Origin of the sequence: Sphingomonas alba, from assembly GCF_023516555.1 — a bacterium.
In the GTDB taxonomy this organism is placed as follows: domain Bacteria; phylum Pseudomonadota; class Alphaproteobacteria; order Sphingomonadales; family Sphingomonadaceae; genus Sphingomicrobium; species Sphingomicrobium album.
Genome location: NZ_JAMGBD010000001.1, coordinates 1217586 through 1239319, shown reverse-complemented (window position 1 = coordinate 1239319; position 21734 = coordinate 1217586). Strand labels below are relative to the sequence as shown.

Annotated in this window: 21 protein-coding genes; 12 read left to right on the top strand and 9 right to left on the bottom strand. The window is 62.5% G+C overall.

Annotated elements, in window-relative coordinates; genetic code table 11:
- The first annotated feature begins 6 nt into the window (after nucleotides 1-6).
- Both LZ536_RS06555 and gpmA read left to right on the top strand, forming a co-directional pair.
- Nucleotides 7-1173: a M14 family metallopeptidase gene (locus tag LZ536_RS06555; RefSeq protein ID WP_249847577.1), complete on the top strand. Its 1167-nt coding sequence runs from the start codon at nucleotides 7-9 to the stop codon at nucleotides 1171-1173.
- On the top strand, nucleotides 1166-1855 hold the full coding sequence (gpmA, locus tag LZ536_RS06550) for a 2,3-diphosphoglycerate-dependent phosphoglycerate mutase (RefSeq protein WP_249847575.1): 690 nt from the start codon (nucleotides 1166-1168) through the stop codon (nucleotides 1853-1855). The genes LZ536_RS06555 and gpmA overlap by 8 nt, the downstream gene beginning before the upstream one ends.
- 7 nt (nucleotides 1856-1862) lie before the next feature.
- Here gpmA and LZ536_RS06545 read toward each other — a convergent pair whose 3' ends face one another.
- Nucleotides 1863-2438: a GGDEF domain-containing protein gene (locus tag LZ536_RS06545; protein WP_249847573.1), complete on the bottom strand. Its 576-nt coding sequence runs from the start codon at nucleotides 2436-2438 to the stop codon at nucleotides 1863-1865.
- Nucleotides 2439-2579: 141 nt separating this feature from the next.
- Between LZ536_RS06545 and purE the strand changes: the two genes are divergently transcribed.
- Both purE and LZ536_RS06535 read left to right on the top strand, forming a co-directional pair.
- Nucleotides 2580-3056, top strand: a complete 477-nt coding sequence (gene purE, locus LZ536_RS06540) for a 5-(carboxyamino)imidazole ribonucleotide mutase (protein WP_249847565.1) — start codon at nucleotides 2580-2582, stop codon at nucleotides 3054-3056.
- Nucleotides 3053-4111 carry a 5-(carboxyamino)imidazole ribonucleotide synthase gene (locus LZ536_RS06535; protein ID WP_249847563.1) on the top strand — a complete coding sequence of 353 codons (1059 nt, stop codon included), beginning with the start codon at nucleotides 3053-3055 and terminating at the stop codon, nucleotides 4109-4111. The genes purE and LZ536_RS06535 overlap by 4 nt, the downstream gene beginning before the upstream one ends.
- On the opposite strand, the gene LZ536_RS06530 is transcribed toward LZ536_RS06535, so the two are convergent.
- Complete coding sequence (locus LZ536_RS06530) at nucleotides 4108-4965, bottom strand: serine hydrolase (protein WP_249847561.1); 858 nt, start codon at nucleotides 4963-4965, stop codon at nucleotides 4108-4110. The two genes, LZ536_RS06535 and LZ536_RS06530, sit on opposite strands and share 4 nt — an antisense overlap.
- Nucleotides 4966-5227: 262 nt before the next feature.
- On the opposite strand from LZ536_RS06530, the gene LZ536_RS06525 reads away from it, so the two are divergent.
- Nucleotides 5228-5797, top strand: coding sequence for a hypothetical protein (locus tag LZ536_RS06525; protein WP_249847560.1), 570 nt, complete (start codon nucleotides 5228-5230; stop codon nucleotides 5795-5797).
- Nucleotide 5798: 1 nt separating this feature from the next.
- A complete protein-coding gene (locus LZ536_RS06520; protein WP_249847558.1) occupies nucleotides 5799-6083 on the top strand; it encodes a hypothetical protein in 285 nt (94 codons plus the stop codon).
- Here the strand turns inward: LZ536_RS06520 and LZ536_RS06515 are convergent.
- Together LZ536_RS06515 and LZ536_RS06510 are read right to left on the bottom strand one after the other, a co-directional pair.
- Nucleotides 6080-6298, bottom strand: coding sequence for a hypothetical protein (locus tag LZ536_RS06515; RefSeq protein WP_249847556.1), 219 nt, complete (start codon nucleotides 6296-6298; stop codon nucleotides 6080-6082). The genes LZ536_RS06520 and LZ536_RS06515 overlap by 4 nt on opposite strands.
- Before the next feature lie 135 nt (nucleotides 6299-6433).
- Entirely contained in the window at nucleotides 6434-6994 is a 561-nt protein-coding gene (locus LZ536_RS06510) for a DUF4118 domain-containing protein (protein ID WP_249847554.1), read from the bottom strand.
- Between the two features lie 149 nt (nucleotides 6995-7143).
- Here LZ536_RS06510 and LZ536_RS06505 point away from each other — a divergent pair, with 149 nt between their 5' ends.
- Both LZ536_RS06505 and LZ536_RS06500 read left to right on the top strand, forming a co-directional pair.
- Nucleotides 7144-7683 (top strand): hypothetical protein, encoded by a 540-nt coding sequence (locus tag LZ536_RS06505; RefSeq protein ID WP_249847552.1) that lies wholly within the window; start codon nucleotides 7144-7146, stop codon nucleotides 7681-7683.
- 89 nt (nucleotides 7684-7772) lie between these two features.
- The gene (locus LZ536_RS06500; RefSeq protein ID WP_249847550.1) at nucleotides 7773-8123 is read left to right on the top strand and encodes a hypothetical protein; all 351 of its coding nucleotides are present in this window, start codon (nucleotides 7773-7775) and stop codon (nucleotides 8121-8123) included.
- A 122-nt stretch (nucleotides 8124-8245) separates the two neighbouring features.
- Here LZ536_RS06500 and LZ536_RS06495 read toward each other — a convergent pair whose 3' ends face one another.
- The 3 genes from LZ536_RS06495 to LZ536_RS06485 form a co-directional block, all read right to left on the bottom strand.
- Entirely contained in the window at nucleotides 8246-11104 is a 2859-nt protein-coding gene (locus LZ536_RS06495) for a M16 family metallopeptidase (RefSeq protein WP_249847549.1), read from the bottom strand.
- Nucleotides 11105-11220: 116 nt separating this feature from the next.
- A complete protein-coding gene (locus tag LZ536_RS06490) occupies nucleotides 11221-11982 on the bottom strand; it encodes a transporter (protein ID WP_249847547.1) in 762 nt (253 codons plus the stop codon).
- Complete coding sequence (locus LZ536_RS06485) at nucleotides 11979-13895, bottom strand: potassium transporter Kup (protein ID WP_431357916.1); 1917 nt, start codon at nucleotides 13893-13895, stop codon at nucleotides 11979-11981. The genes LZ536_RS06490 and LZ536_RS06485 overlap by 4 nt, the downstream gene beginning before the upstream one ends.
- A gap of 103 nt (nucleotides 13896-13998) precedes the next feature.
- Between LZ536_RS06485 and LZ536_RS13120 the strand changes: the two genes are divergently transcribed.
- Nucleotides 13999-15342, top strand: coding sequence for a DUF4118 domain-containing protein (locus LZ536_RS13120; protein ID WP_348538814.1), 1344 nt, complete (start codon nucleotides 13999-14001; stop codon nucleotides 15340-15342).
- Between the two features lie 52 nt (nucleotides 15343-15394).
- Here the strand turns inward: LZ536_RS13120 and LZ536_RS06470 are convergent, their stop codons facing one another.
- Nucleotides 15395-16186, bottom strand: coding sequence for a CsgG/HfaB family protein (locus LZ536_RS06470; protein ID WP_249847546.1), 792 nt, complete (start codon nucleotides 16184-16186; stop codon nucleotides 15395-15397).
- Between the two features lie 99 nt (nucleotides 16187-16285).
- Between LZ536_RS06470 and lepA the strand changes: the two genes are divergently transcribed.
- The 3 genes from lepA to LZ536_RS06455 all read left to right on the top strand — a co-directional run bounded on the left by lepA (nucleotide 16286) and on the right by LZ536_RS06455 (nucleotide 20401).
- On the top strand, nucleotides 16286-18121 hold the full coding sequence (gene lepA / locus LZ536_RS06465; protein ID WP_249847544.1) for a translation elongation factor 4: 1836 nt from the start codon (nucleotides 16286-16288) through the stop codon (nucleotides 18119-18121).
- A 198-nt stretch (nucleotides 18122-18319) separates the two neighbouring features.
- Nucleotides 18320-18616: a DUF6481 family protein gene (locus LZ536_RS06460; protein WP_249847542.1), complete on the top strand. Its 297-nt coding sequence runs from the start codon at nucleotides 18320-18322 to the stop codon at nucleotides 18614-18616.
- 234 nt (nucleotides 18617-18850) lie between these two features.
- Nucleotides 18851-20401: an anti-phage dCTP deaminase gene (locus LZ536_RS06455; RefSeq protein ID WP_249847540.1), complete on the top strand. Its 1551-nt coding sequence runs from the start codon at nucleotides 18851-18853 to the stop codon at nucleotides 20399-20401.
- 427 nt (nucleotides 20402-20828) lie between these two features.
- Here LZ536_RS06455 and LZ536_RS06450 read toward each other — a convergent pair whose 3' ends face one another.
- Nucleotides 20829-21428: an SOS response-associated peptidase gene (locus LZ536_RS06450; protein WP_249847538.1), complete on the bottom strand. Its 600-nt coding sequence runs from the start codon at nucleotides 21426-21428 to the stop codon at nucleotides 20829-20831.
- Between the last annotated feature and the right edge of the window lie 306 nt (nucleotides 21429-21734).

Here is a 21734-nt window from a genome sequence, read left to right as displayed (position 1 = left end):
CCTTTCATGTCGATCACCATCTCCAGCGCCTTCGACGCCGGCAACATTCGCGTCGTCAAGCAATCGGGCACGACTGCCGAGCTGGAGATCGTCACCGATCACATGAGCGACTTCTACCAGTGGTTCCACTTCCGCCTAGCGGGCGCAGCCGGCCGCGAAGTAACGCTGAAGATCACCAATTGCGGCGGCTCGGCCTATCCGGGCGGCTGGCCGGACTACAAGGCTTGCGTTTCGATCGACCGTGAGGATTGGACCCGCATCGACGGCACCAGCTACGCCGACGGCACTCTTTCCATCCGCTTCACGCCGGAAGCCGACATCGTCTGGATCGCTTACTTCGCGCCTTATTCGATGGAGCGGCACCACGACCTGGTTTCGACGATTGCCGCGCTTCCGGGCGTTGCCTACCGCTCGCTCGGCAAGAGCCTGGACGGCCAGGACATCGACTGCCTGACGATCGGGGAGGGCAAGCTGACCGTCTGGCTTTATGCGCGCCAGCATCCGGGCGAGAGCATGGCCGAATGGTGGATGGAAGGCGCGCTTGAGAAGCTGACCGATCCAGACGATCCAGTCGCCCGTGTCCTCCGCAGCGAATGCACGTTCCATGTGGTTCCGAATATGAACCCGGACGGGTCGCGACGCGGCCACCTGCGCACCAACGCCGTCGGCGTGAACCTCAACCGCGAATGGCATGCCCCAAGCGCAGACAAGAGCCCGGAAGTCCTGTGCGTCCGCAATGCCATGGATGAGCAGCCGCCGGCCTTCGCCATGGACGTCCACGGCGACGAGGCGATCCCCGCCAACTTCCTTGCCGGTTTCGAAGGCATCCCGTCGCTGAAGGACAGCCAGACAAGGCTCTTCAAGCTGTTCAGCGACACGCTTGAGCGGCTATCGCCCGACTTCCAGACCCGCCAGGGCTATGAGATCCCGGCCCCGGGCCAGGCCAATATGTCGATGTCCACGACCCAGCTGGCCGAGCGCTACGGCTGCGTGTCGATGACGTTGGAAATGCCCTTCAAGGACAATTTCGACCTGCCCGACGAGGTCTATGGCTGGTCGCCGGACCGCTCGAAATATTTGGCGTTCTCCTGCCTGGATTCGCTGCATGCGATCCTGCCGGACCTCAAGGCTGCGCAGTCGGCGAGCTCGAAGTCCGAGAAGGTCGATGCCTAAGCTCGTCCTGCTGCGGCACGGACAGTCGCAGTGGAACCTTGAGAATCGCTTCACCGGCTGGTGGGATTCGGACCTCAGCGACAAGGGCATTGCCGAGGCGCGCGCCGCCGGAAAGCTGCTCAAGGATCGCGGGTTCGATTTCGATCAATGCTTCACCAGCGTGCAGACGCGGGCAATCCGCACCCTGCACCTCGTCCTGCATGAAATGGACCGCCTGTGGCTGCCGGTGACCAAGGACTGGCACCTCAACGAGCGTCACTATGGCGGGCTGACCGGGCTCAACAAGCAGGAGATGATCGACAAGGTCGGGGCCGCGCAGGTCAAGATCTGGCGTCGCTCCTTCGACACGCCGCCGCCACCTCTTCCAGAGGACAGTCCCTACTTCGTCGGCAGGGACCGTCGCTATTCAGGCGTTGACGTGCCGGCGAGCGAAAGCCTCAAGGATACGATCGAGCGGGCGCTGCCTTACTATCAGGCGGAGATCGCGCCGCGCCTCATGCAGGGCCAGCGGATCATCGTTGCCGCGCACGGCAATTCGCTGAGGGCTCTGGAAAAGCATCTGTCGAAGATCAGCGACGACGCAATCGTCAGCCTGGAAATCCCGACCGGTGAGCCGATTGTCTATGAGCTGGCGGACGATCTCTCAGTCCACGACCGCTATTATTTGACCGAACGCAGCTGAGACGCGGTCAGGCAGCGTCCTTTTCCCGGTACATCGCCTCATCGGCCCGATCGAGGACAGATGCTGGAGAGTCGCCGGTCTGGAGCACCGTAAAGCCGATGGCGATGCTAAGCGGCAGGCACTTGCCCCCGAAGCAGAACTCGCAATCCGCGACCTGGTCGGCCAGCCGCGCGGCGGTCTCTTCGGCGCTCTTCTCGTCGGCATGGTCGAGCAGGATGGCGAATTCGTCGCCGCCGATCCGCGCGACCATGTCGGTCTGCCGAACGCTAGCCACCATCATCTCTGTCAAATGGATCAGTGCAGCATCGCCGGCGCTATGGCCGAACGCGTCGTTGAGCGCCTTCAACCCGTCGACGTCCACGAATAACAGAGCCGACGGCGTGCCGTGGCGCTCCTGGCGGGCGATCATCCGGTCGAGCGAGGCGACCAGGCCGCGGCGGTTCGCGACCGGCACCAGCGAATCCATGTTCGCCAGCCGATCGAGTTCCTCCACCCGCGATTCCAGACGCGCCACTTCGGCTCGCAACCGCGAGATTTCGGCGACCAATGTTTCTGGGTCCACGCTGATAACGCGCTGATCCATATCGTGATGCCCGCTTTGCCCTTTTCCCAAATAGCCGAATTTCAACTGAAACGGAATTAGCCGTTTGCGGTTGTCTCAGATTGCGCCAACCAACTGTTGTTCCTAAACCGCAGGCCTGTTCGTAAGGGGCTTGGAATTCAAATGGCGCTGGTCGGAATCATCATGGGATCGACCTCCGACTGGGAGACGATGCGCCATGCCGCCGAAACGCTCGACATGCTGGGTGTCGCCTACGAGAAGAAAGTCGTCTCCGCGCACCGCACGCCGCAGCGGCTTTATGATTATGCGCACAGCGCCAAGGGCCGTGGGCTGAAGGTGATCATCGCCGGCGCTGGCGGGGCAGCGCACCTTCCCGGCATGGCCGCATCGATGACGACTCTGCCGGTGCTCGGCGTGCCGGTGGAATCCAAGGCGCTCAAGGGCATGGATAGCCTGCTCAGCATCGTCCAGATGCCGGCCGGCGTGCCGGTGGGGACACTCGCCATCGGCCAGGCTGGCGCGGTCAATGCGGCGCTGCTCGCCGCCTCGATCCTCGCCACCGCCGATCCAGAGCTGGGCCGCAAGCTCGACGAGCACCGCGAGCGCCAGACCAGTAGCGTCGCCGAACATCCCGAATGATTGCACCGGGCGAGACCATCGGCATCGTCGGCGGCGGCCAGCTCGGCCGGATGCTCAGCATGGCCGCGGCACAGCTCGGTTATCGCACAATCATCTTTGATCCGAACAGGCGGACCTGCGCCGCCGACGTCGCCGCCGGCCATGTCTGCGCCGATTTCGACGACCTGCTGGCGATGGAGGATTTCGCCGCTCAGGTCGATGTCGTGACCTACGAGTTCGAGAATTTGCCGGTCGATCCCTTGCTGGTCATCGGCAAGCGGCTGCTGCCCGGCACCAAGTCGCTGGGTATCTCCCAGGATCGTGGTCGCGAGAAGGAATTCATCGAAGGCTGCGGCGCGCGGGTCGCGCCCTGGCGATGCATCGACAGCGCCGAAGATGTCCGCTCGGCCGTCGAGGCGCTCGGGCATCCGATTGTGCTCAAGACCCGCCGTTACGGTTATGACGGCAAGGGCCAGGCCTGGATTCGATCGGCGGACGAGGCGGAAGCCGCCTGGGATGCCATCGGGCGCGAACCGGCAGTTGCCGAAAAGGGCGTCCCTTTCGACCACGAATTCTCGGTCATCCTCGCCCGCAGTGCCGATGGCAGCCATGCCTTCTGGGATTCGCCCGACAACAGCCATGAAGGCGGCATCCTCCGTCGCTCGACGGTTCCCGCACCGGCCGCCGTCCTGGCCCAGGTCGAGGAAGCCCGCGACTTCGCGCTCCGCATTGCCGAGGCGCTCGGACATGTTGGTGTGCTGACGGTCGAGTTCTTTGCGTCCGCCGACGGGCCGGTCGTCAACGAGATCGCCCCGCGCGTCCACAACAGCGGTCACTGGACGATCGAGGGCGCCGAGACCTCGCAATTCGAACAGCATATCCGCGCTGTCTGCGGCCTGCCCTTGGGCTCGACCGCGCTTGCCGGCCGCAAGGCGGTGATGGAAAATCTGATCGGTCCTGAGGTCGAGCGCTGGCCCGAACTGATGGCCGCGCCCGGCGTGCATTTGCACCTCTACGGCAAGGGCGAAGCCCGCCCCGGCCGCAAGATGGGTCACTTCACGAAGGTGGAGCCTTAGGGCGTCCCGTACTGCGAGCCGAACGACACCGTGAACGGCTGGCGCAGGTAATAGACGAAGCCGTCGTAAACGGCCTTCGCGGCGGTCGCGATCGTCTGCGGCCGGTTGGTGCCGGCGCGGGCGAAGAAGGCCACCGCCAGCCGGCGGCCGTTAGGCAGTGTGATGAAGCCGACATCGCTGGTCAGGCCCGTCAGCGTCCCCGTCTTGTGCTCGACCGGCGTCCCCGCCGGCAGCAGGTAGCGCATGCGGTTCTTGCCGGTCTGGCACTGGGCCATGAGTCTCAGCAAATAGGACTTGCTTTGCGGCCTTAGCAGCGTGCCATTGTCGATCCGCCGCAGCAGCTCGACCATGGCCTTGGGGCTGGCGGAATCGCGCACGTCCCAAAGGTCGCGCTTGGCAGCGAGCAGGTCGGCAATGTTGCGGTCGATGCGCAGGCCCGTGACATTGCGCTGTTCCAGCCAGGACTGGATCTTGGCCGGCCCGCCGAGATTGCGGATCAGCAGGTCGGTGGCGTGATTGTCGCTGTGAATCAGCATTCGCGCCATCAGCTGCGAGGCAGTCTGGCCGCCGATGATTTCATCGAGGTCGCGTTGGCCGAATTCGACCTGGGCGAGATAGTTGGCGGCGACCGCGACCTTGACCGTGCTCGCCATCGGGAAGGCCTGGTCGCCATGCACGGCAACCAGCTCGCCGGTCTTCAGGTCCAATGCTGCAATGCCGATATTGCCCGGGCTCGAATTGGCGATTGAGCTGAGGTTGCTCTCAAGGAACCGCAGGCCGTCCGGCGCCTCCGCCAGAGCGGGGGTCGCAATCAGCGCATAGAAACAGACCAGAGCCCCAGTTAGCCGCCTCATATCGCTCCCGTATCGGATTGAATCGAAAGGATAAGGTCTACGCGAACTTCATTGATTAGCGATGAATCCTGCGTTCGGACGTTGCTGGGACGGGGTGAATCGAGTCCAATGATGCAACCTGGGACAGTTTTGCGCGGGTTAACCCTGACGCTCCCGGAATGACATTTGCGCGCGTTTCAGCATTTCCTCATGCCCCGCTCATGACGTTCAGCGGCATGCAATGGCACCGTTACGACCATATTTGCCGATTGGGAGAAAGGTCATGGCAAGCAATGCAGAGGGGCAAGGCATAAGGCGCGGCAACCGGATGCGGTGGATAATCTGGGGAGGGGCCGCAGCTCTCCTGCTGCTCCCGGCTATCGCCATGCAGTTCCCCGGCAGCGGCGTCGTCTGGGGCCCGGAAGACTTCATCGTCATGGGGGCGATGCTGGGCCTCGCCTGCGGTTCCTATGAGCTCGTCGCGCGCCTGTCCGACCGCCGTGCCTATCGCGCCGGCTTTGGCCTCGCGATCCTCACCTGCTTCCTGCTCGTCTGGGTCAATCTTGCCGTCGGCATTATCGGCTCGGACGACAATCCGGCGAACCAGATTTACCTCGCCGTCCTCGGCATCGTCATCGTCGGAGCGGTCGTCGTCCGCGGGCGGGCAAGGGCGATGGTGTGGGTCACGGCTCTGGCCGCGATCGCCCAAGCGGTCGTCGCCGGCATCGCGCTTGGCTCCGGCCTTGGCGTTGAGGACCCCAACTGGCCGCTCGACCTGATGGGCGCCAGCGGCATGTTCGTGCTTCTCTGGCTTGGTTCTTCGATGCTATTCCGGCTGGCGGGAAGGGGATGATGTGAGCCGAAGGGACGTCCACCGCTGCGCGTTGATCACGTCCCTCGCCTGTTCGGCCCTCGCCCTCTTCGTGGTGTTCGCCAACATCCTGGCTGGCATCGGCCCTAAAGCGGACGAGACGACCAGCGCGCATCTCTGGCAGCTGCTGATGACGGCCCAGGTGCCGTTGGTCGCCATTTCGATCGCGACGGCGGACCTGCGCAGGCGTTTCACGATACCCATGATGGCACTGCAGTTGGCGTTGATCGCCGCGGCGTGCGTGCCCGTCTGGCTAGCCCATTATTAGGCGGCGCAGGCGCATCCGCATGTGCAAGTGGCGCCGCTGCTCCTATGCGGCCAGGATTTCACCAAGGCGTCCTCGCTCCACAATTCCATCGGTTGATGGCCGTTCAGGCTGCCGGCATGGTCGACCGCCGCTTCATGGCCGGCTGCTTCGAATGGATGATATTGAATGATCAGCCCGCCTTCGCGGTCGAAAACATAGAGATTGTAGCGAAACATCGACTGCCCCCAGTTCGCTTGGAGTACGGGTGTGACGTAACGGTTGCGGGGAAGGGGCAACTTGGCTTGAGCGCCTTGAATTTAAGAAATCACGACATGTCGCGTTTCAGCAAATTGGCAACATGGATTAACTAGTCAAAGCGGTTGGCGGTTGAGCCGCCTGCCGATCTCCACCTGGGCAAGAAAGTCCTTCATCATGCCCGCAACTTCCTCTTCGGGCCCGAGGCGCTGCCTCGAACCGCAGCCGGACCAGCTGGCCCAGGCCTGGCCGTCCTCCAGGCTGAAGATGATACCCGTCGCCTTGCTCTCGCACGCCACCGGTCCAGGACTGTTGCGAACGAAGTAGCGCGCCGCCCGCACCAGCGTCAGCATCAACGCCGATGTGCCCAGGAAGACGAGGATGCCGAAGACGTCGGTCGGTCCGGCGATCGGCACGAAGCGCGGGTCGATGAACATCATGTCCGCAACCGCCGCCGACGCCAGCGCAACCAGCGCGGCATAGCGCCAATCCATCAGCAGCGCCGCGATCAGCACGAACGGCAAATAGGGCGAGAAGGCGACGCCGGAAATGTGGTCATCGACTACGAAACGCAGGGCGGTCGGAACCGTCACCGCCGCAAAGGCGCAGGGCAGCACCATGGCATCGAACACCGGCGGCTCGACCAGCCACCGCTTGAGCACGCCGACAAGACTCATCGCACATCCCAAAACAACAGGCGCGAGACACTATTGGGCAGGCAAAAAAAGCATTTCGCGATCACGCCACACGCTTGAGTGTTGGCGACGCCGCTTATGTCCGCTCTCGGCCCATTGCGGACATTGGCCTTGCCTGTAAGCATTGGGTTATGCGTGTGTTCGTCGCTTTGTTGGCATTTCTTTGCGCGGCCGGATGCTCAACGGAGCCGCCGATTGCCGGGCCGATCGAGCCGGAGCCACTCCAGACGGGTTTTCCGCTGGAACCCAGCGATGATCGACCCAATCGCAGCGAGAGCGAGCTGTTCGAACGCCTTGCCGATGCACTCAAAAAGCAGCCCGTAACGGCTGCGGCCGTGGCCCGCGCCTTCAATCTGCAAAGCGAGTGCGCGACACACGGATGCCACTTTGGCCAAACCGCCATTGGCGGCATGGTCGCGCGAAAGGGCGAGATGAGGTTCGACCGCAACGGGCTGATCTTCGAGCTCGACGACATTTCCGGGAAATGCGTGAGGGCAAGCGTGATGGCCCGACACTTCGAGGGCGGTGGGGTCGAGCAATCCTGTCTCGACGCGCAATGCTGGTATTACAAAGCTCGGCAGAGTTGGGGCACGCTGTCTTTCGAATTGCCCGAACCCCGCGGAGGATGCGTGAAATCCGTGATGATCGATACGTACCGGCAATCGAATTGAGCGATACGCATCAATTATGTGCCGCGGCGTTCGCTCTCTGCTGCCTGACCGCCTGCGTCCCGAGCCCTCCTGTCCTTGAGCGCGTGGATATGGATGCCGTCCAGAGGGAAATTGCCGACGGCCGGGCGGCCGCTCTCCGCGAAGTGCAGGCGTCACCAACCAACGTGGAGCGTGAGTTCTACGTGGGCTGGGAAATGCACTACGGCTACACCCTGACGCCTGTAGACCACCCCGGCGACGACCTATGGCCCGACTTTGCCGATCAGCAGGTCCAGGCGGCTTTCGATGACTTCATTCAACCCGGCCGGGTTTACCTCAAGGGCGAAGCAATCCCCTTGCTGGGCAAAAGGATCGTATGTCGATGCGCTGGCGTCGAATGGACCTATCTCAATGCCGAGAAGCGCTTCCTGGTGAGGTCCGCAAAGTTGGAAGCCCGCTGACGGCAGCTTTCCACCCAAAACGGCCGCATCCGGTTTCCGCCTAAAGTCGCCCTTAGCCCCAAACGAAAACGGCGGCCGCCGGAAGGCAACCGCCGCCATCGTTTCGCGAGGTATCCCGCCGCTTATTTCGGCTGGATCACCTCGACCGGAATGCCCAGCTTGTCGAGCTGCGGCTTCACCTGCTTGGCGTCGCCGACGACGACCCAGCTGAAGCCGTTCGGGTCGACCGCCGTCTTCAGCGCCTGGTCGAGGCCTGCGCGGGTCAGGCCGCGATACTTGTCGGCCAGCAGCTCATAATAATTGTCCGGCCGGCGGTAGAGGTCGTTGGCCATCATCGCTGCAAGCACCGCTCCGCTTGTCTCGAACCGGCCCGGAAGCGCGTCGACATTGTTGGAGACGAGGCGGGTCAGTTCCTCCTGAGTCACGCCCTGCTTGTTGAGCATGATCTGCAGGTCGTTGTTAAGCGCGCGGATGGACTCGCCCGTCTTGTCTGCCTGCACGGGCGCATTGATCAAATACGGCACGGCATTGACGTTGAGGGCGATCGACGAGCGCACGCCATAGGACCAGCCCTTGGTTTCCCTGAGGTCCATATTGATGCGCGACAGGAAGTTGCCGCCCAGAACCTCATTGGCGCCGCTGTAAGGGACGATTTCTCCGTATGGATTGATACCCGTCAGCTGGCCGCCATAGATGATCGACTGCGGCGAGCCCGGACGGTCGATCAGGTAGATCCTTTGGGCGGACGGACGAGCCGGCGGCGCGCTGAAGGTCTTGACGCCCTTGGGAGTTGCCGGCGCGGTCCAGGTGCCGAAACGCTGCTCCAGCTGCGGCTGAAGTTCCGCCAGCGGCAGGTTGGAGACTACGAAAATCTCCATATTGTCCGGGCGCAGCCAGGTGCTGTGGAACGCCTTGAGGTTATCCGGCGTAAAACCGGTCACAGCCGCAACCTGTCCCAGCCCGGTCGTCGCATAGGGGTGGTTCTCGCCGTAGATCAGCGCCGGCAAGGCGCGGGCCGCCATCGAATTCGGCTCCTTCTGCGCCTGGCTGATCGCGGTCAGCGTCTGGGTCTTCACACGGTCGACATCCGGGGCGTTGAAGTCCGGCCGTTCGACGATGTCTCGCAGCAAGTCGAGCGACGGCGACAGGTTCGCCGACAGGGCCCCGAGGATGATCGTGGACCGGTCGGCGCTCCCGCTGGCCGAAACTTCGGCTCCCAGGCTCTCCTCTTCCTCGGCGATTTGCTGGCTCGTCTTGCCGGCCGCGCCTTCTTCCAGGAGGTTCAGCGTCAAATTCTGCAAGCCGCGACCCGAAACGGCGTCGGCCGAATAACCGGCGTCGAACGACAGAGCGACCTGCGTGGTCGGGATGGCATTGCGCTGGGCGTAATGGACCTGGACGCCGTTCGACAGTGTCGTGTGGGTGACGTTCGGGAAGTCGAGCGGCGGCGTCTGGGCGACCGCCGGCATGACACGCGGGGTCTTCTTGGTCGGGATGTCCTTGCCCTTGGCCTTGCCGCCCTTGGCTTCCTCGTACGGCGGGCGCTCACCGGGTACGAGGTTCACCTTGAACGCCGGCCGGCCGAGCCATTGCTGCATCGCCGCCTTGACGTCGGCCGCCGAGACCGAGGCATATTGGTTCAGCGAGCGCTTGTAGAAATCGCTGTCACCGGTGAAGACCTTGCCTTCGGCCAGCGCGACGGCCTTGCCGCCGAAGCCGCCGACCGTTTCGAGGCCACGGATGCGGCCGGCAACGTCCTGCGTCGCCGCGCGAGCGACCTCTTCCTCGGTCGGGCCGTTGGCCAGATAGTCGGCCATGATCTCGTCGAGCCTTTTGTCGACCACCGCCGGATCGACGCCGGGTTTAACCGTCGCGCTGACCTCGAACAGGCCGATGCGCTGGAAGACCTGCAGGCCGGCGCTGACCGAGACGGCCAGTTTCTCGTCGCGGACCAGGATGCGGTCGAGGCGCGAGCTGGCAAGGCCGCCGAGGATCGAGCCGCCAAGGTCGATCGCGGCCAGCTGCGGCGAATTGATGCCCGGGACGGCCCAGTGGCGCTGCAGCTCGACCGCGGCGACATGGTCTTTCATCTCGATCGTCTTGGTCGCCGGCAGGGTCGGGACATTCGCCTGTGCCGGATTGTTGACCGGGCCTGGCTTGATCGCGCCGAAATATTTCTCGACCAGCGGCCGCGCCTCGGCGGCGTTGATGTCGCCGGCAAGGACCAGCACGGCATTGTTCGGGCCGTATTTGTCGATGAACCATTCCTTCACCGTGGCGAGCGTCGCTGCGTCGAGGTCGGCCATCGAGCCGATGGTGTCGTGATGGTAGGGGTGGGCGCCCGGGAAAAGGGTCGCCAGCACTTCATAGTCGACGAGGCCGCCTGGGCGGTTGTCGCCCTGCCGCTTTTCATTCTGCACGACGCCGCGCTGGTTATCGAGCTTCGACTGGTCGATCGCGCCGAGCAGATAGCCCATGCGGTCGCTTTCCATGAACAGGGCCCGTTCCAGCGCGCCCCTCGGAACCGTCTCGAAATAATTGGTGCGGTCGAACCAGGTCGTGCCGTTGTAATCGGTCGCGCCGATCTGCTGCAGATAGGTGAAGTAATCGCCCGGCAGGTTTTCCGAGCCGTTGAACATCAAATGCTCGAACAGGTGCGCGAAGCCGGTCTTGCCGGCGGGTTCGTCCTTGGAGCCCACATTATACCAGGTGCTCACCGCAACGACCGGCGCCTTGTGGTCTTCATGGACGATGACCGTCAGGCCATTCGCCAGCTTGAACTCTGTGTGCGGGATGGCGACCTGGCTGACCAGCGCGCTCACCGGAGCGGCCTGAATCACGGGCGGGGCAGGCGGGATGGCCGGCGCAACCGCTGCCGTAAGATCGGCGACGGCCGCGGACTGGACGCGGGCGCTGGGAGCGCAGGCCGCCAGCACGGACGCGGACGCAAGCAGGACGGTCAGCTTGGACAAGTTACGCATGGGAGGGAGGCTCCGGATGAAGAGAAAATATGCGGGCGCACACTAAGCGGCTGACGCGCAAGCGCAACTGTCTTCGGTTAAAGCGCGCCGGGCATCGATAAACGACCGGAACCGCTTCAGAATCGCGCCGAAATTCCGCCGTAGAATTCCAGGTCGGGAGTCTCGCGGGTCAAACCGAAATTGGCGCCCGCGTCCAACTGCACATCATTGCCGATGACATAGGCGATGGCGGCGTCCGCCGATGCCTGGCTAACGGTTTCCGCCGGGTCGAAATTGAAGCTGCTCCACAGCTCGCCGCCGATCGTCAGCCGGGGCGTAACCGCCGCGGAAATATTGAGGACGTTGACCAAGGCGGCGTGGCGACCATGACCGTCCACATCGGCGAGAAGATCCACCTCTGGGCCGAGCGTCGCACTGACCGCCCCGCCCAATGAAAAGCTGACGGGAATAGCCAGTCCGCCTTCCAGCTTTCCGTCGCCGATATCGTGCTTGGCGGTGGGAAATTTCACGAATGGCAGGAGCGCAAGCTGAACCGGCGCGTCATCATCCGACAGCCGGTATTTGTATCGGACCAAAATATCTCCAAATCCGGACGCCTTGCCCGCGTCGCCCGTGATCCGGACGTACGGCGTGATATTCAATTCGACGTCCGACCGGTCATCGACGCCAACCTTCAGCAGGCTCGACCCCAACGCGGTCGCCTCGACCGTCTCGCCGCCTTCCTTGATCTGCGCCCAATCAATCGCGCCGACCTCCAACTGGAAATGCCCGGCCGGCACGGTGCAGACGGCATTGGCCTTGGCCGGTCGGTCGGCGCAGATCGGCGTGTCTAGGGCCGCAGCAGCCGCGGCAGCCGCGGCGAGCAGGAGCGAGCTCATATCTGCACTTGGCTGCCAAGCTCGATCACGCGATTGATCGGCAGGCGGAAGAATTCCATCGCGCTCTCCGAGCTCTTGAGCATCCAGGCGAACAGCCGTTCGCGCCACAGGGCCATGCCGGGCCGCTCCTTTGTCGCGATCAATTTCTGGCGGCCAAGGAAGAAGCTGGTGCGCATCATGTCAAATGGACCGCCCGCGTCGGTCACCCGCTGCAAGTCGCCGGGGATGTCGACCTCTTCCATGAAGCCGTAATGGAGGATGACGCGATAAAAGCCGTCACCGACTTCCTTCGTCTCGCTGCGATTGGCGGCATCGACGTGGGGCACGCCTTCCACCTTTACGGTCAGGATGACGACACGCTCGTGTACGACCTGGTTATGCTTCAAATTGTGAAGCAGCGCCGAGGGGATGCCGTCAGCCGAGGATGACATGAAGACCGAGGTGCCACGGGCGCGGAAGGCCGACTTGGCCGATTTGACGAAAACCTGCAGCGGCACCGAATTTTCCTCCAGCGCCTTGCGCAGCAGCTGCCGGCCGCGCGCCCAGGTCGTGAGGACGGTGAAGCTAATCGCAGCCACGACCAGCGGGAACCAGCCGCCGTCCGGAATCTTCGTAATGTTCGACGCAAAATAAATGCCGTCGACCAATGCAAAGATGCCGATGATCGGAATCGCCAGGAAGCGGTTCCAGTTCCAGACCTGGAACACCAGGAAAGCCAGCATCAGTGTGGTGATCAGCATCGTTCCTGTAACCGCGATCCCGTAGGCCGAGGCAAGGTTGGTCGATTCCTTGAATCCCAGGACCAGGATGATGATCATCGCCAGCAGGAGCCAGTTGACCGCGGGGATATAGATTTGTCCCGCGGCCTTGGCGCTGGTCTGCATGGTCTTCAGTCGGGGAAGGAACCCGAGCTGGACCGCCTGGTGGGTGACCGAGAATGCACCGGAAATGACGGCCTGGCTGGCGATGATGGTCGCCAGCGTGGCGATTCCGACCAGCGGCAAACGCGCCCATTCGGGGGCCATGAGGTAGAAGGGATTTTCCGCAGCCGCGGGATTGCTGAGCAACAGTGCGCCCTGCCCCATGTAGTTGATCATGAGGCACGGATAGACGAGCCCCAACCAGGAAAAGCCGATAGCCTTGCGTCCGAAATGCCCCATGTCGGCATAGAGCGTTTCAGCGCCTGTCACCGCCAGGAACACCGAACCCATGGCGAGGAAGGCCAGCTTCGGATTGTAGAGAAAGAACTCCACGGCCCAGTTGGGGCTGAGCGCTCCCAGGATATCGGGATGCAAGGCGATATTGTTTACGCCAAGGACCGCCAGGGCGGCAAAATAGACGAGGACTATTGGCCCAAACATCGCGCCCACGCGGGCGGTGCCGCGCGCCTGGACAAGGAACAGGCCTACGAGGATTCCGATTGAAATGGGAATCACCAAAGGCTGAAGCCCGGCTTCGACGATCGTCAGGCCCTCGACCGCCGAAAGCACCGAAATGGCCGGCGTGATCATGGCATCGCCGTAGAAAAGGCAGGTCGCCAGGACCCCCATGGTGACAAGGCTGGCCGTCCATTTTCGGCCGGGCAGGCTTCGCTGGATCAAGGAGAGCAAGGCCAGTGATCCGCCCTCGCCGCGATTGTCGGCGCGCATCGCGACGAAGACATATTTGACCGTGACGACCAGCATCAACGACCAGAAGATGAGGCTGATGACGCCGAAGATATGCAGCCGATCGACCGCCATCGGGTGGGGACCGATGAAGCTCTCCTTCAGCGCGTAAAGCGGGGAGGTGCCGATGTCGCCGTAAACGACGCCGATGGCGCCGAGCATGAGGATCGGCAATTTGTCGCGCGGACCCTGGTGAGCTGCGCTTGGAGCGGGGACGGTGTCGGCCGTCGCGGTGATGCTTGTCATGGCCCCGAAGTGGCGGCGGGGAGCATAAAGATTCCATGTGGTTTTCGGGAATGAACCATAGGGAAGTCTCGACGGCGGCATCGGCAAGGCGCATCTGGCGGCCATGGACGACGCATCGATTTCGATCGCCAAGCGCCGGGAAGCGACTGCCATCGGTCTCGTCAGGCCCTATGCCGAGACGCTGGTCATGGTGGCCGTGTCGACCCTTGCCGGCATGCTGGTGGCGCCGCGCTGGGGAAATTCCCCAGTCGATCTCCTCTATCTCCCGGCCGTGCTGGCCGCTGCCGCACTTTATGGCCTAGGTCCCGGCCTGGTTGCCGCCGTCGGCTCGGCGCTGGCGTTCAATTATTACTTCACGGCGCCCTTCCACACGTTCCGCATCGCCAGTGCACAGGACGTCGCAACCGTTTCCTTGCTGTTCCTGGTCGCTCTGGTCACCAGCCAGCTTGCGGCGCGAATGAGGAGGGCGGCTCGAATTGCCGAGGCCAATGCGGCGCGCAACGCAACGATCGCAGGCTTCGCGCGAAGGCTTCTTTCTACGTCGAACGACGAGCAGATTGGCAGGATCGCTTGCCGCGAGCTTGCCGGTCTCTTCGAGTGCAATGCAGTGTTCATGGCGGGGGTCGAGGAGCCGCAGCTGGTCGCGGCGCGGCCTACTCACGCCTTGTTGACCCCCAGCGACATCGCCGCCGCAGCCTGGGCGATGCAATCGGGCCGCCCTGCCGGCCGCGGCGCCGAGGCGGTCAACGCCACCGAGTGGGTCTTCTACCCGATCAGATCGGAAAGTGCCGTGCTGGCAACGATCGGACTTGCCCGCGACGACGGCACACGGCCAGTTGCGGCTGGGCAGATCGACCTGCTCGACAACCTCACTGACCAGCTTGCGCTGGCGATGGAACGATCGCGGCTGGAAGCCGAAACGCGCGACTTCGAAGCGACGCGCGACCGTGACCGGATCCGTTCGGCCTTGTTGTCGACCATCGCTCAGGACATGGGCCCGCGCCTGTCGGCGATTGTCAGGGCGGTGAGCGGTCTCAGGCGCGGCGGCGAGGACAAAAAGGAAATGATGTCAGCGCTCGCCTCAGAGGCGACAAAGCTGGAGCGCTATCTTGCAAACCTGAGCGAGACCGGCTCGGACGACGACCAGAAGCCGGTCGAAGTCGGCGAGGTGACCATCGACCTTTTTCATCGGACAGTGTCGAGGAACGGCGCGCCAGTGCACCTGACCCCAAAGGAATATGCGGTGCTGGCGGAGATGGCGAAGCATCCGGGTAGGGTTTTGACCCACGCACATTTGCTCAGGGTCGCATGGGGCCCGGCCCAGGAACATCAGACGGATTATCTTCGCGTCGCCGTTCGGGCGCTGCGTCAGAAGTTGGAGGAGGACCCTTCCTGCCCCCGCCTGATCCTCAATGAACCGGCCGTTGGATACAGGCTCGCCGCATAAGAAAGGCGCGGCCCCCGCGAAGGGACCGCACCTCCTGAACTGATCGTCCGGCTTACTGCGCTTGCGGGGCCGCCGCCGACGGATTGGCCGGAAGGCCGCCGAGCTGCGTCACCATCTGGATGTAGGCGTCGAGATAAGCGAGGACGATGACCTGGCCGATCTCGGTATTCTGATAACCGCCGCCGCCGGCGCCCGCGAAGCCGCCCCACCAGGCCGCGCCGCCACCGGCGCCCCAGCTGACATCTTTCTTGCGGGCATAGCCCTGGGTCAGTGCCATGTCCTCGGTCGTGCGGGCATTGACGAGGTCGAGCGTGACTGCCGCCTCGCCCTTCTTGACGTTGATGCCGCCTGCCAGCGAGCCGAACGTGCCGCCCCAGCCGCCCATATGACCGAGGATGCCGCCGATTGCCGCGCCCGCGCCGCCGCCGCCGCTGTTCTGGTTCGCGGTGACTATGTCGGGCTGCATGAAATAGTCGGCGGTCTTCACCTGGCCGCGTCCGACGTTGGAGCCGGCTTGCAGGTCGCCATTGTCGGCCATCGCCCGCTCCATCGCCCGGCTGCGCATGGCGCTGCCGCGGTTGACGAGGCTGAAGCAGCGCGACTGCTGGATGAAGACCTTGAGGATCGCCTCGGGGCTGCCGAGATTATAGGCATGCCACCACTCGTTGTCGGGCGGGACGATGGCGATCGTGCCGAGATTCTTGGTGCAAACCGGGATCTGGCTCTGTGCGTTCAGCTGCATCCTGTGCGCCGAGCTCATGCCGGTGTTGCTGGTCTGCGCCGAGGCCATCGAAGGAACGGTCAGCGCGGCCGAAACGGTCAGCGCAATCATCAATTTACGCATCATTACCCCCTGAAGTAACGGTCCAGCCCCTACCACTATTTAACCGGGCAAGCGAGGCAGTGCTGACACCGTTCACCGCAACTGCTAGCGGCGCGCACAATGACCACATCGCCCACATCGACCAAAATCGATCGCATCCGAAATTTCTCGATCATTGCCCACATTGATCACGGGAAGTCGACGCTTGCCGACCGGCTGATCCAGCGCACCGGCGGCCTCACGGACCGCGAGATGACGCACGGCCAGATCCTCGACAATATGGAGATCGAGCAGGAGCGCGGGATCACCATCAAGGCCCAGACCGTCCGCCTGACGTGGAACGGCTATGAGCTGAATTTGATGGATACGCCGGGTCATGTGGACTTCGCGTATGAGGTTTCGCGGTCGCTCGCGGCTTGTGAGGGTGCGCTCCTCGTCGTCGACGCGGCGCAGGGCGTCGAGGCCCAGACCCTCGCCAACGTCTACCAGTCGATCGAGCACGACCATGAAATCGTGCCGGTCATCAACAAGATCGACCTCCCCGCCGCCGACCCGGAAGGCGTACGCCAGGAAATCGAGGAGATCATCGGCCTCGACGCCAGTGAAGCCGTCCTCGCCAGCGCGAAATCCGGCATCGGCATCGACGACGTGCTGCAGGCGATCGTCGACAAGATCCCGCCCCCGAAAGGCGACCGCGACAAGCCGCTGCAGGCGATGCTGGTCGACAGCTGGTACGACCCCTATCTCGGCGTCGTCATCCTCGTCCGGGTCATGGACGGCGCGATCCGCAAGGGCCAGCAGGTCAAGTTCATGGCGGCGGGGACGACCCACCTCATCGACCGCGTCGGCTGCTTCACGCCCAAGCGCACCGACTTGCCCGAGCTCGGCCCCGGCGAGATCGGCTTCATCACCGCCCAGATCAAGGAAGTCTCGGAGACCCGCGTCGGCGACACCATCACCGACGCCAAGAAGCCCGCGTCCGCGGCGCTCCCCGGCTTCAAGGAAGTCCAGCCGGTCGTCTTCTGCGGCCTGTTCCCGGTCGACGCCGCCGACTTCGAGAAGCTCCGCGACAGCCTCTACAAACTGCGCCTCAACGACGCGAGCTTCAGCTTCGAGACCGAGAGCAGCGCGGCATTGGGCTTCGGTTTTCGCTGCGGTTTCCTCGGCCTTTTGCACCTCGAGATCATCCAGGAGCGGCTGACCCGCGAATATGACCTGGACCTCATCACCACCGCGCCATCCGTGGTGTACAAGATGCACCTCACCCATTCGAAGAACGAGCCGGCGCAGACGATCGAGTTGCACAACCCCGCCGACATGCCCGACCCCAATCGGATCGAGCGCATCGAGGAGCCGTGGATCGAGGCGACCATCTACACCCCCGACGAATATTTGGGCGCGATCCTCAAACTGTGCCAGGACCGCCGCGGCATCCAGAAGGGGCTGACCTATGTCGGCAGCGGCGCCCACCAGCGCGCGCAGGTCAAGTACGAGCTGCCATTGAACGAAGTCGTGTTCGACTTCTACGACCGCTTAAAGTCGATCAGCCGCGGCTATGCCAGCTTCGATTACGAGCAGATCGGCTACCGCGAGGGCGACCTCGTCAAGATGAGCATCCTGGTCAACGAGGAGCCCGTCGACGCGCTGAGCATGATCACCCACCGCGGCACCGCCGAACAGCGCGGGCGCGGCATGTGCGAGCGGTTGAAGGAGCTGATCCCCAGGCATTTGTTCAAGATCCCGATCCAGGCCGCGATCGGCGGCAAGGTCATCGCCCGTGAAACGATCAGCGCCATGCGCAAGGACGTCACCGCCAAATGCTACGGCGGCGACGCGACCCGCAAGCGCAAGCTGCTGGAGAAGCAGAAGAAGGGCAAAGCCAAGATGCGGGAATATGGCAACGTCTCAATCCCGCAGGAGGCTTTCATCGCGGCCCTGCGGATGGGGGAAGAATAAGCCGCCGAGCGCAGGTGAGCGATTGCGCAAGCAATCGGGAGCCAGCGCGAAGAGACGGCGCATTCCGGACGGCGGGTCGCGCAGCGAGCCCGACCGACGTCACGAATTCAGTTCGTGACGGCCTTTCTTTGCTTGCCCACGATTATCCCCGCAACCGGCCCCGAAACGCCTATAGCGACGGCCAGGAGATTAGAGATCATGACCTACAACAGCACATTCCAGGACCGCGCCGGCCAGGCCGCGCAGGCGAAGCAGAAGTTGCTGGAGCAATATAAATCCAGGCCGCCGGTCGACGAGAAAGCCGCCGCCGAACGCAAGGCCGCCGCCGAGCGCCGCGAAGCCGCCAAGGCCGAAAAGGCGGCAACGAAAAAGGCCGCCGCCGAAGCCAAGGCAGCCGACGATGCCATCAAGGCAGCCGCATCAGCCCCGCCCACCGAAGAAGAGAAAAAAGCCACCCGCGACGCCCGCTATGCGGCTCGGAAGAATAGGCGGTAGGGGAGTGCGAGCACGCGTCACTTCGGGGCATGACCGAACACGGCACTGAATTAGAGAACATCCCGCAGGAGGCGTTTATTGATGCGCTGCGGATGGGGGATGAGGCTTGGCGGTTCCGTTGCACCCCAGGCAGGTCTACGTATAAGCCCTTGCATTCGAGCCAATTTAACACGAATCTAATCCTGCTCGGGTGGGGCGCGTCGGCATTGGTATCGGCGTGCATGGGGAACCTGCATGGCCAGTACATCACCGGTCGCGAATGACCTTGACGATTCAACTGCTCCGAAACCCAAATTCGCAGATATCGACGATCGGCTCAGCTTAGAGTTGGTGATCGCTCTCGTTGGCCCCGTAGGTTCGGGCTGCACAACGACATACGAAACGCTGTCGAAAGAACTTGCCGACGAGTACGGCTACGACACGGTCCACATCGTGTTCAGTGACCTTATCAAAGATCACGCGCACGAAGTCTTCATGGACTTTCCAGCCGCCCTAAGCGCGAGTGATCGTATCGACCGATTTCAGACAGCAGGAAATGCGCTCCGGTCAAGGTTTGCCGATCGATATCTTGCCGACCGAGCGATCGAAAAGATCGCAATCGAGCGCGACCAGCGAAAGGGTTATGAAGCCGTTGGCGACACCCGTGTCGTGGTGCCGCAGCGTCGCGCCTATTTCCTTGATTCCTTGAAGAATCCTGCTGAACTCAAGAGGTTGAGACAGGTTTACGGCGATCTCCTTTGGGTCGTTAGCGTCTTCGCGCCAGAGGATGTTCGGCTGGAACGCCTGAAACGGAAGGGAATGGAAGACAGCGACGCACGCTATGCGATGACACGGGATTACGATGAGGAGCTCAACTCTGGCCAAAAGGTCAGTAAGATCGCTCACCAAGCGAATTACTTTATCCGAAATTCATCGGAGAATAAGGAAGATCTCAAGGCGCCTTGCGAGAGGTTTCTTCAGACAATTTTCGGCATCGAGCTTCACACTCCGACATATGCCGAAAAGGGGATGATGGAAGCTGCGTCAGCAGCTGTTCGGTCAGCGTGCCTGTCGCGCCAGGTGGGGGCGGCGATCTACGATCAAAAGGGAGACTTGCTCGGAGTAGGCTGCAATGATGTGCCGAAGTCTGGCGGGGGTCTTTATGGTGAGGATGGGGGCGCGGATCACCGCTGCTTCCGGTGGCAAGAAAATGAGTGCCACAATGACAAGCACAAGCTCTCGCTTGCAACGAACATCGTTGCCGCCGTGGGGACTACCAAGGAAAATGCAACTGACCTTGTCGCAGAAGCGATGGAGGGTGGCGTTGCGAACCTGATCGAGTTTTCGCGTTCGGTTCACGCTGAAATGGAGGCAATCGTTTCCGTCGCTCGGCTGGGTACGGGCTCCACGATAGGCGCAACGCTTTATACCACTACATTCCCCTGTCATAATTGTGCTCGGCACATCGTGGCGGCCGGAGTCAGCACGGTCTATTACGTAGAGCCATACTCTAAGAGCTTGGCGCTGGAGCTGCACAGCGACTCCATCACCTTGGATGAAAGCTTAGGCGAAAAGGTGCGGTTTCTTCAGTACGAGGGCTTTGCGCCTCGGACGTCCCTCAGACTCTTTTCAAGCAGCGGAAGAGAACGTAAGGAGAACGGAAAATTCGTTGAAGCGAATCCTCGGGAAGCTAAACCGATATTCGCAACGCCCTTGGATTCATATACGATGACCGAAAATTTGGTGATCTCAAAACTAAACGCCGGGGGGGACGGTGAAGGTGATGATCCAGAAACAGCAGCCTAATCGCTCACAATTAAATCTCTTGCTGCCGATCGGCTTCACCAGCCGGAAGGATGCTCGCGCGGTTACGTCTGAGAAGGCGAAGATCGACGAATCCCGCAAGAGATTAATGAAAGACCTGGAACGCTCTGGTCTGGTCGCGAAGTAGATCGCGCGCGCCTGCTGCATCCATTAATTCAGCTTACTTACACTGCTATCATCGAGCGGATGTGAGATAGCCAAATGCCACGGATTCGAATGGATTACCGAACCAAGGCGCATCTTTTTACGCTTCAAAAAGCCGGAAAACTTAGGACGGAACGTTATTGCTCCGGGACCGACGTTATCGTGCAAGTCGACAGCGAAGATGAGGTCCGTAGGGTTTTGGTGCTCGCCACAATGTATTGGGAGCCTGATATGACCCGGCCCCATCGTATCTCTGACGCCTAATCTACCGCCGAACCCAAGGCTCCTCGGTCCGCTCAACCGTCATCACCATCTCGTAAGGCCTGCACAGCAATCCCGCCGCATCCGGCGCGCCGTTCAGCCAATCGTCCCAGTCGCTCGGCGGGAGGATGGCGGGCATGCGGTCGTGGACGCCTTGCACATGCTCGCAGGCCTCGGTCATCACCATCGAATAGGCCGGTCCCCATTCGTCCGTGTCGCGCCAGATGCCGGCGACGGCGAACAGCTCCTGGTCGGGCAGTGAGAACCAGGTGCGGGTCTTGGCGCCCTTTTCCCCTTCCGCCTCGCAAAAGGCGCTGACGGGGATCAGGCAGCGCCGTTCCTGGAACGAATAGCGCCACATGAAGCTGTCGAGCTTGTCGGTGCGGCAATTGTTGACCGGCTTGGGCTTCAGCGGCTGGCCGTTCTTGCCCTTCAGCGTCAGCGGGAAGCCCCATGTCATCTGCCGCACGCGGCCGCCTGCAACGACAAGGCCGGGATAGCCGGGATAGACCATCTCCCCGGCATTGCCGCGCGGGTCGGGGTCGGCCCGGAACAGCCGGGCGACCTCATCGACGTTCTTCCGCATGTTGTAGAGGTTGCACATGGTCGCAATCTGCGACTGGTCGAAGCGGAAATCTAGGGCAGCCGAAACGGCTCTTGGCCGCTGATCGGCAAGAGCAGCTTGGTTCGCGCCTGCTTGAAACCGCAGCGGTGGCAGCGAAAGCGGCGGTGCAAACCCTCGAGGGGGGTCTGTCCCGGCAGCCTGCCCAATTCGAGATAGGTCAGCGTTCGGATGTTCTCGCAAAAGGTACAGATCACCTGCAAAGCGCAGCGATGCCGCAGCAATTCCCCGATGGTTTTGACTCGCCTGAAAGACATTCCATTGGCTTACGCCGATGAGAACATTTCA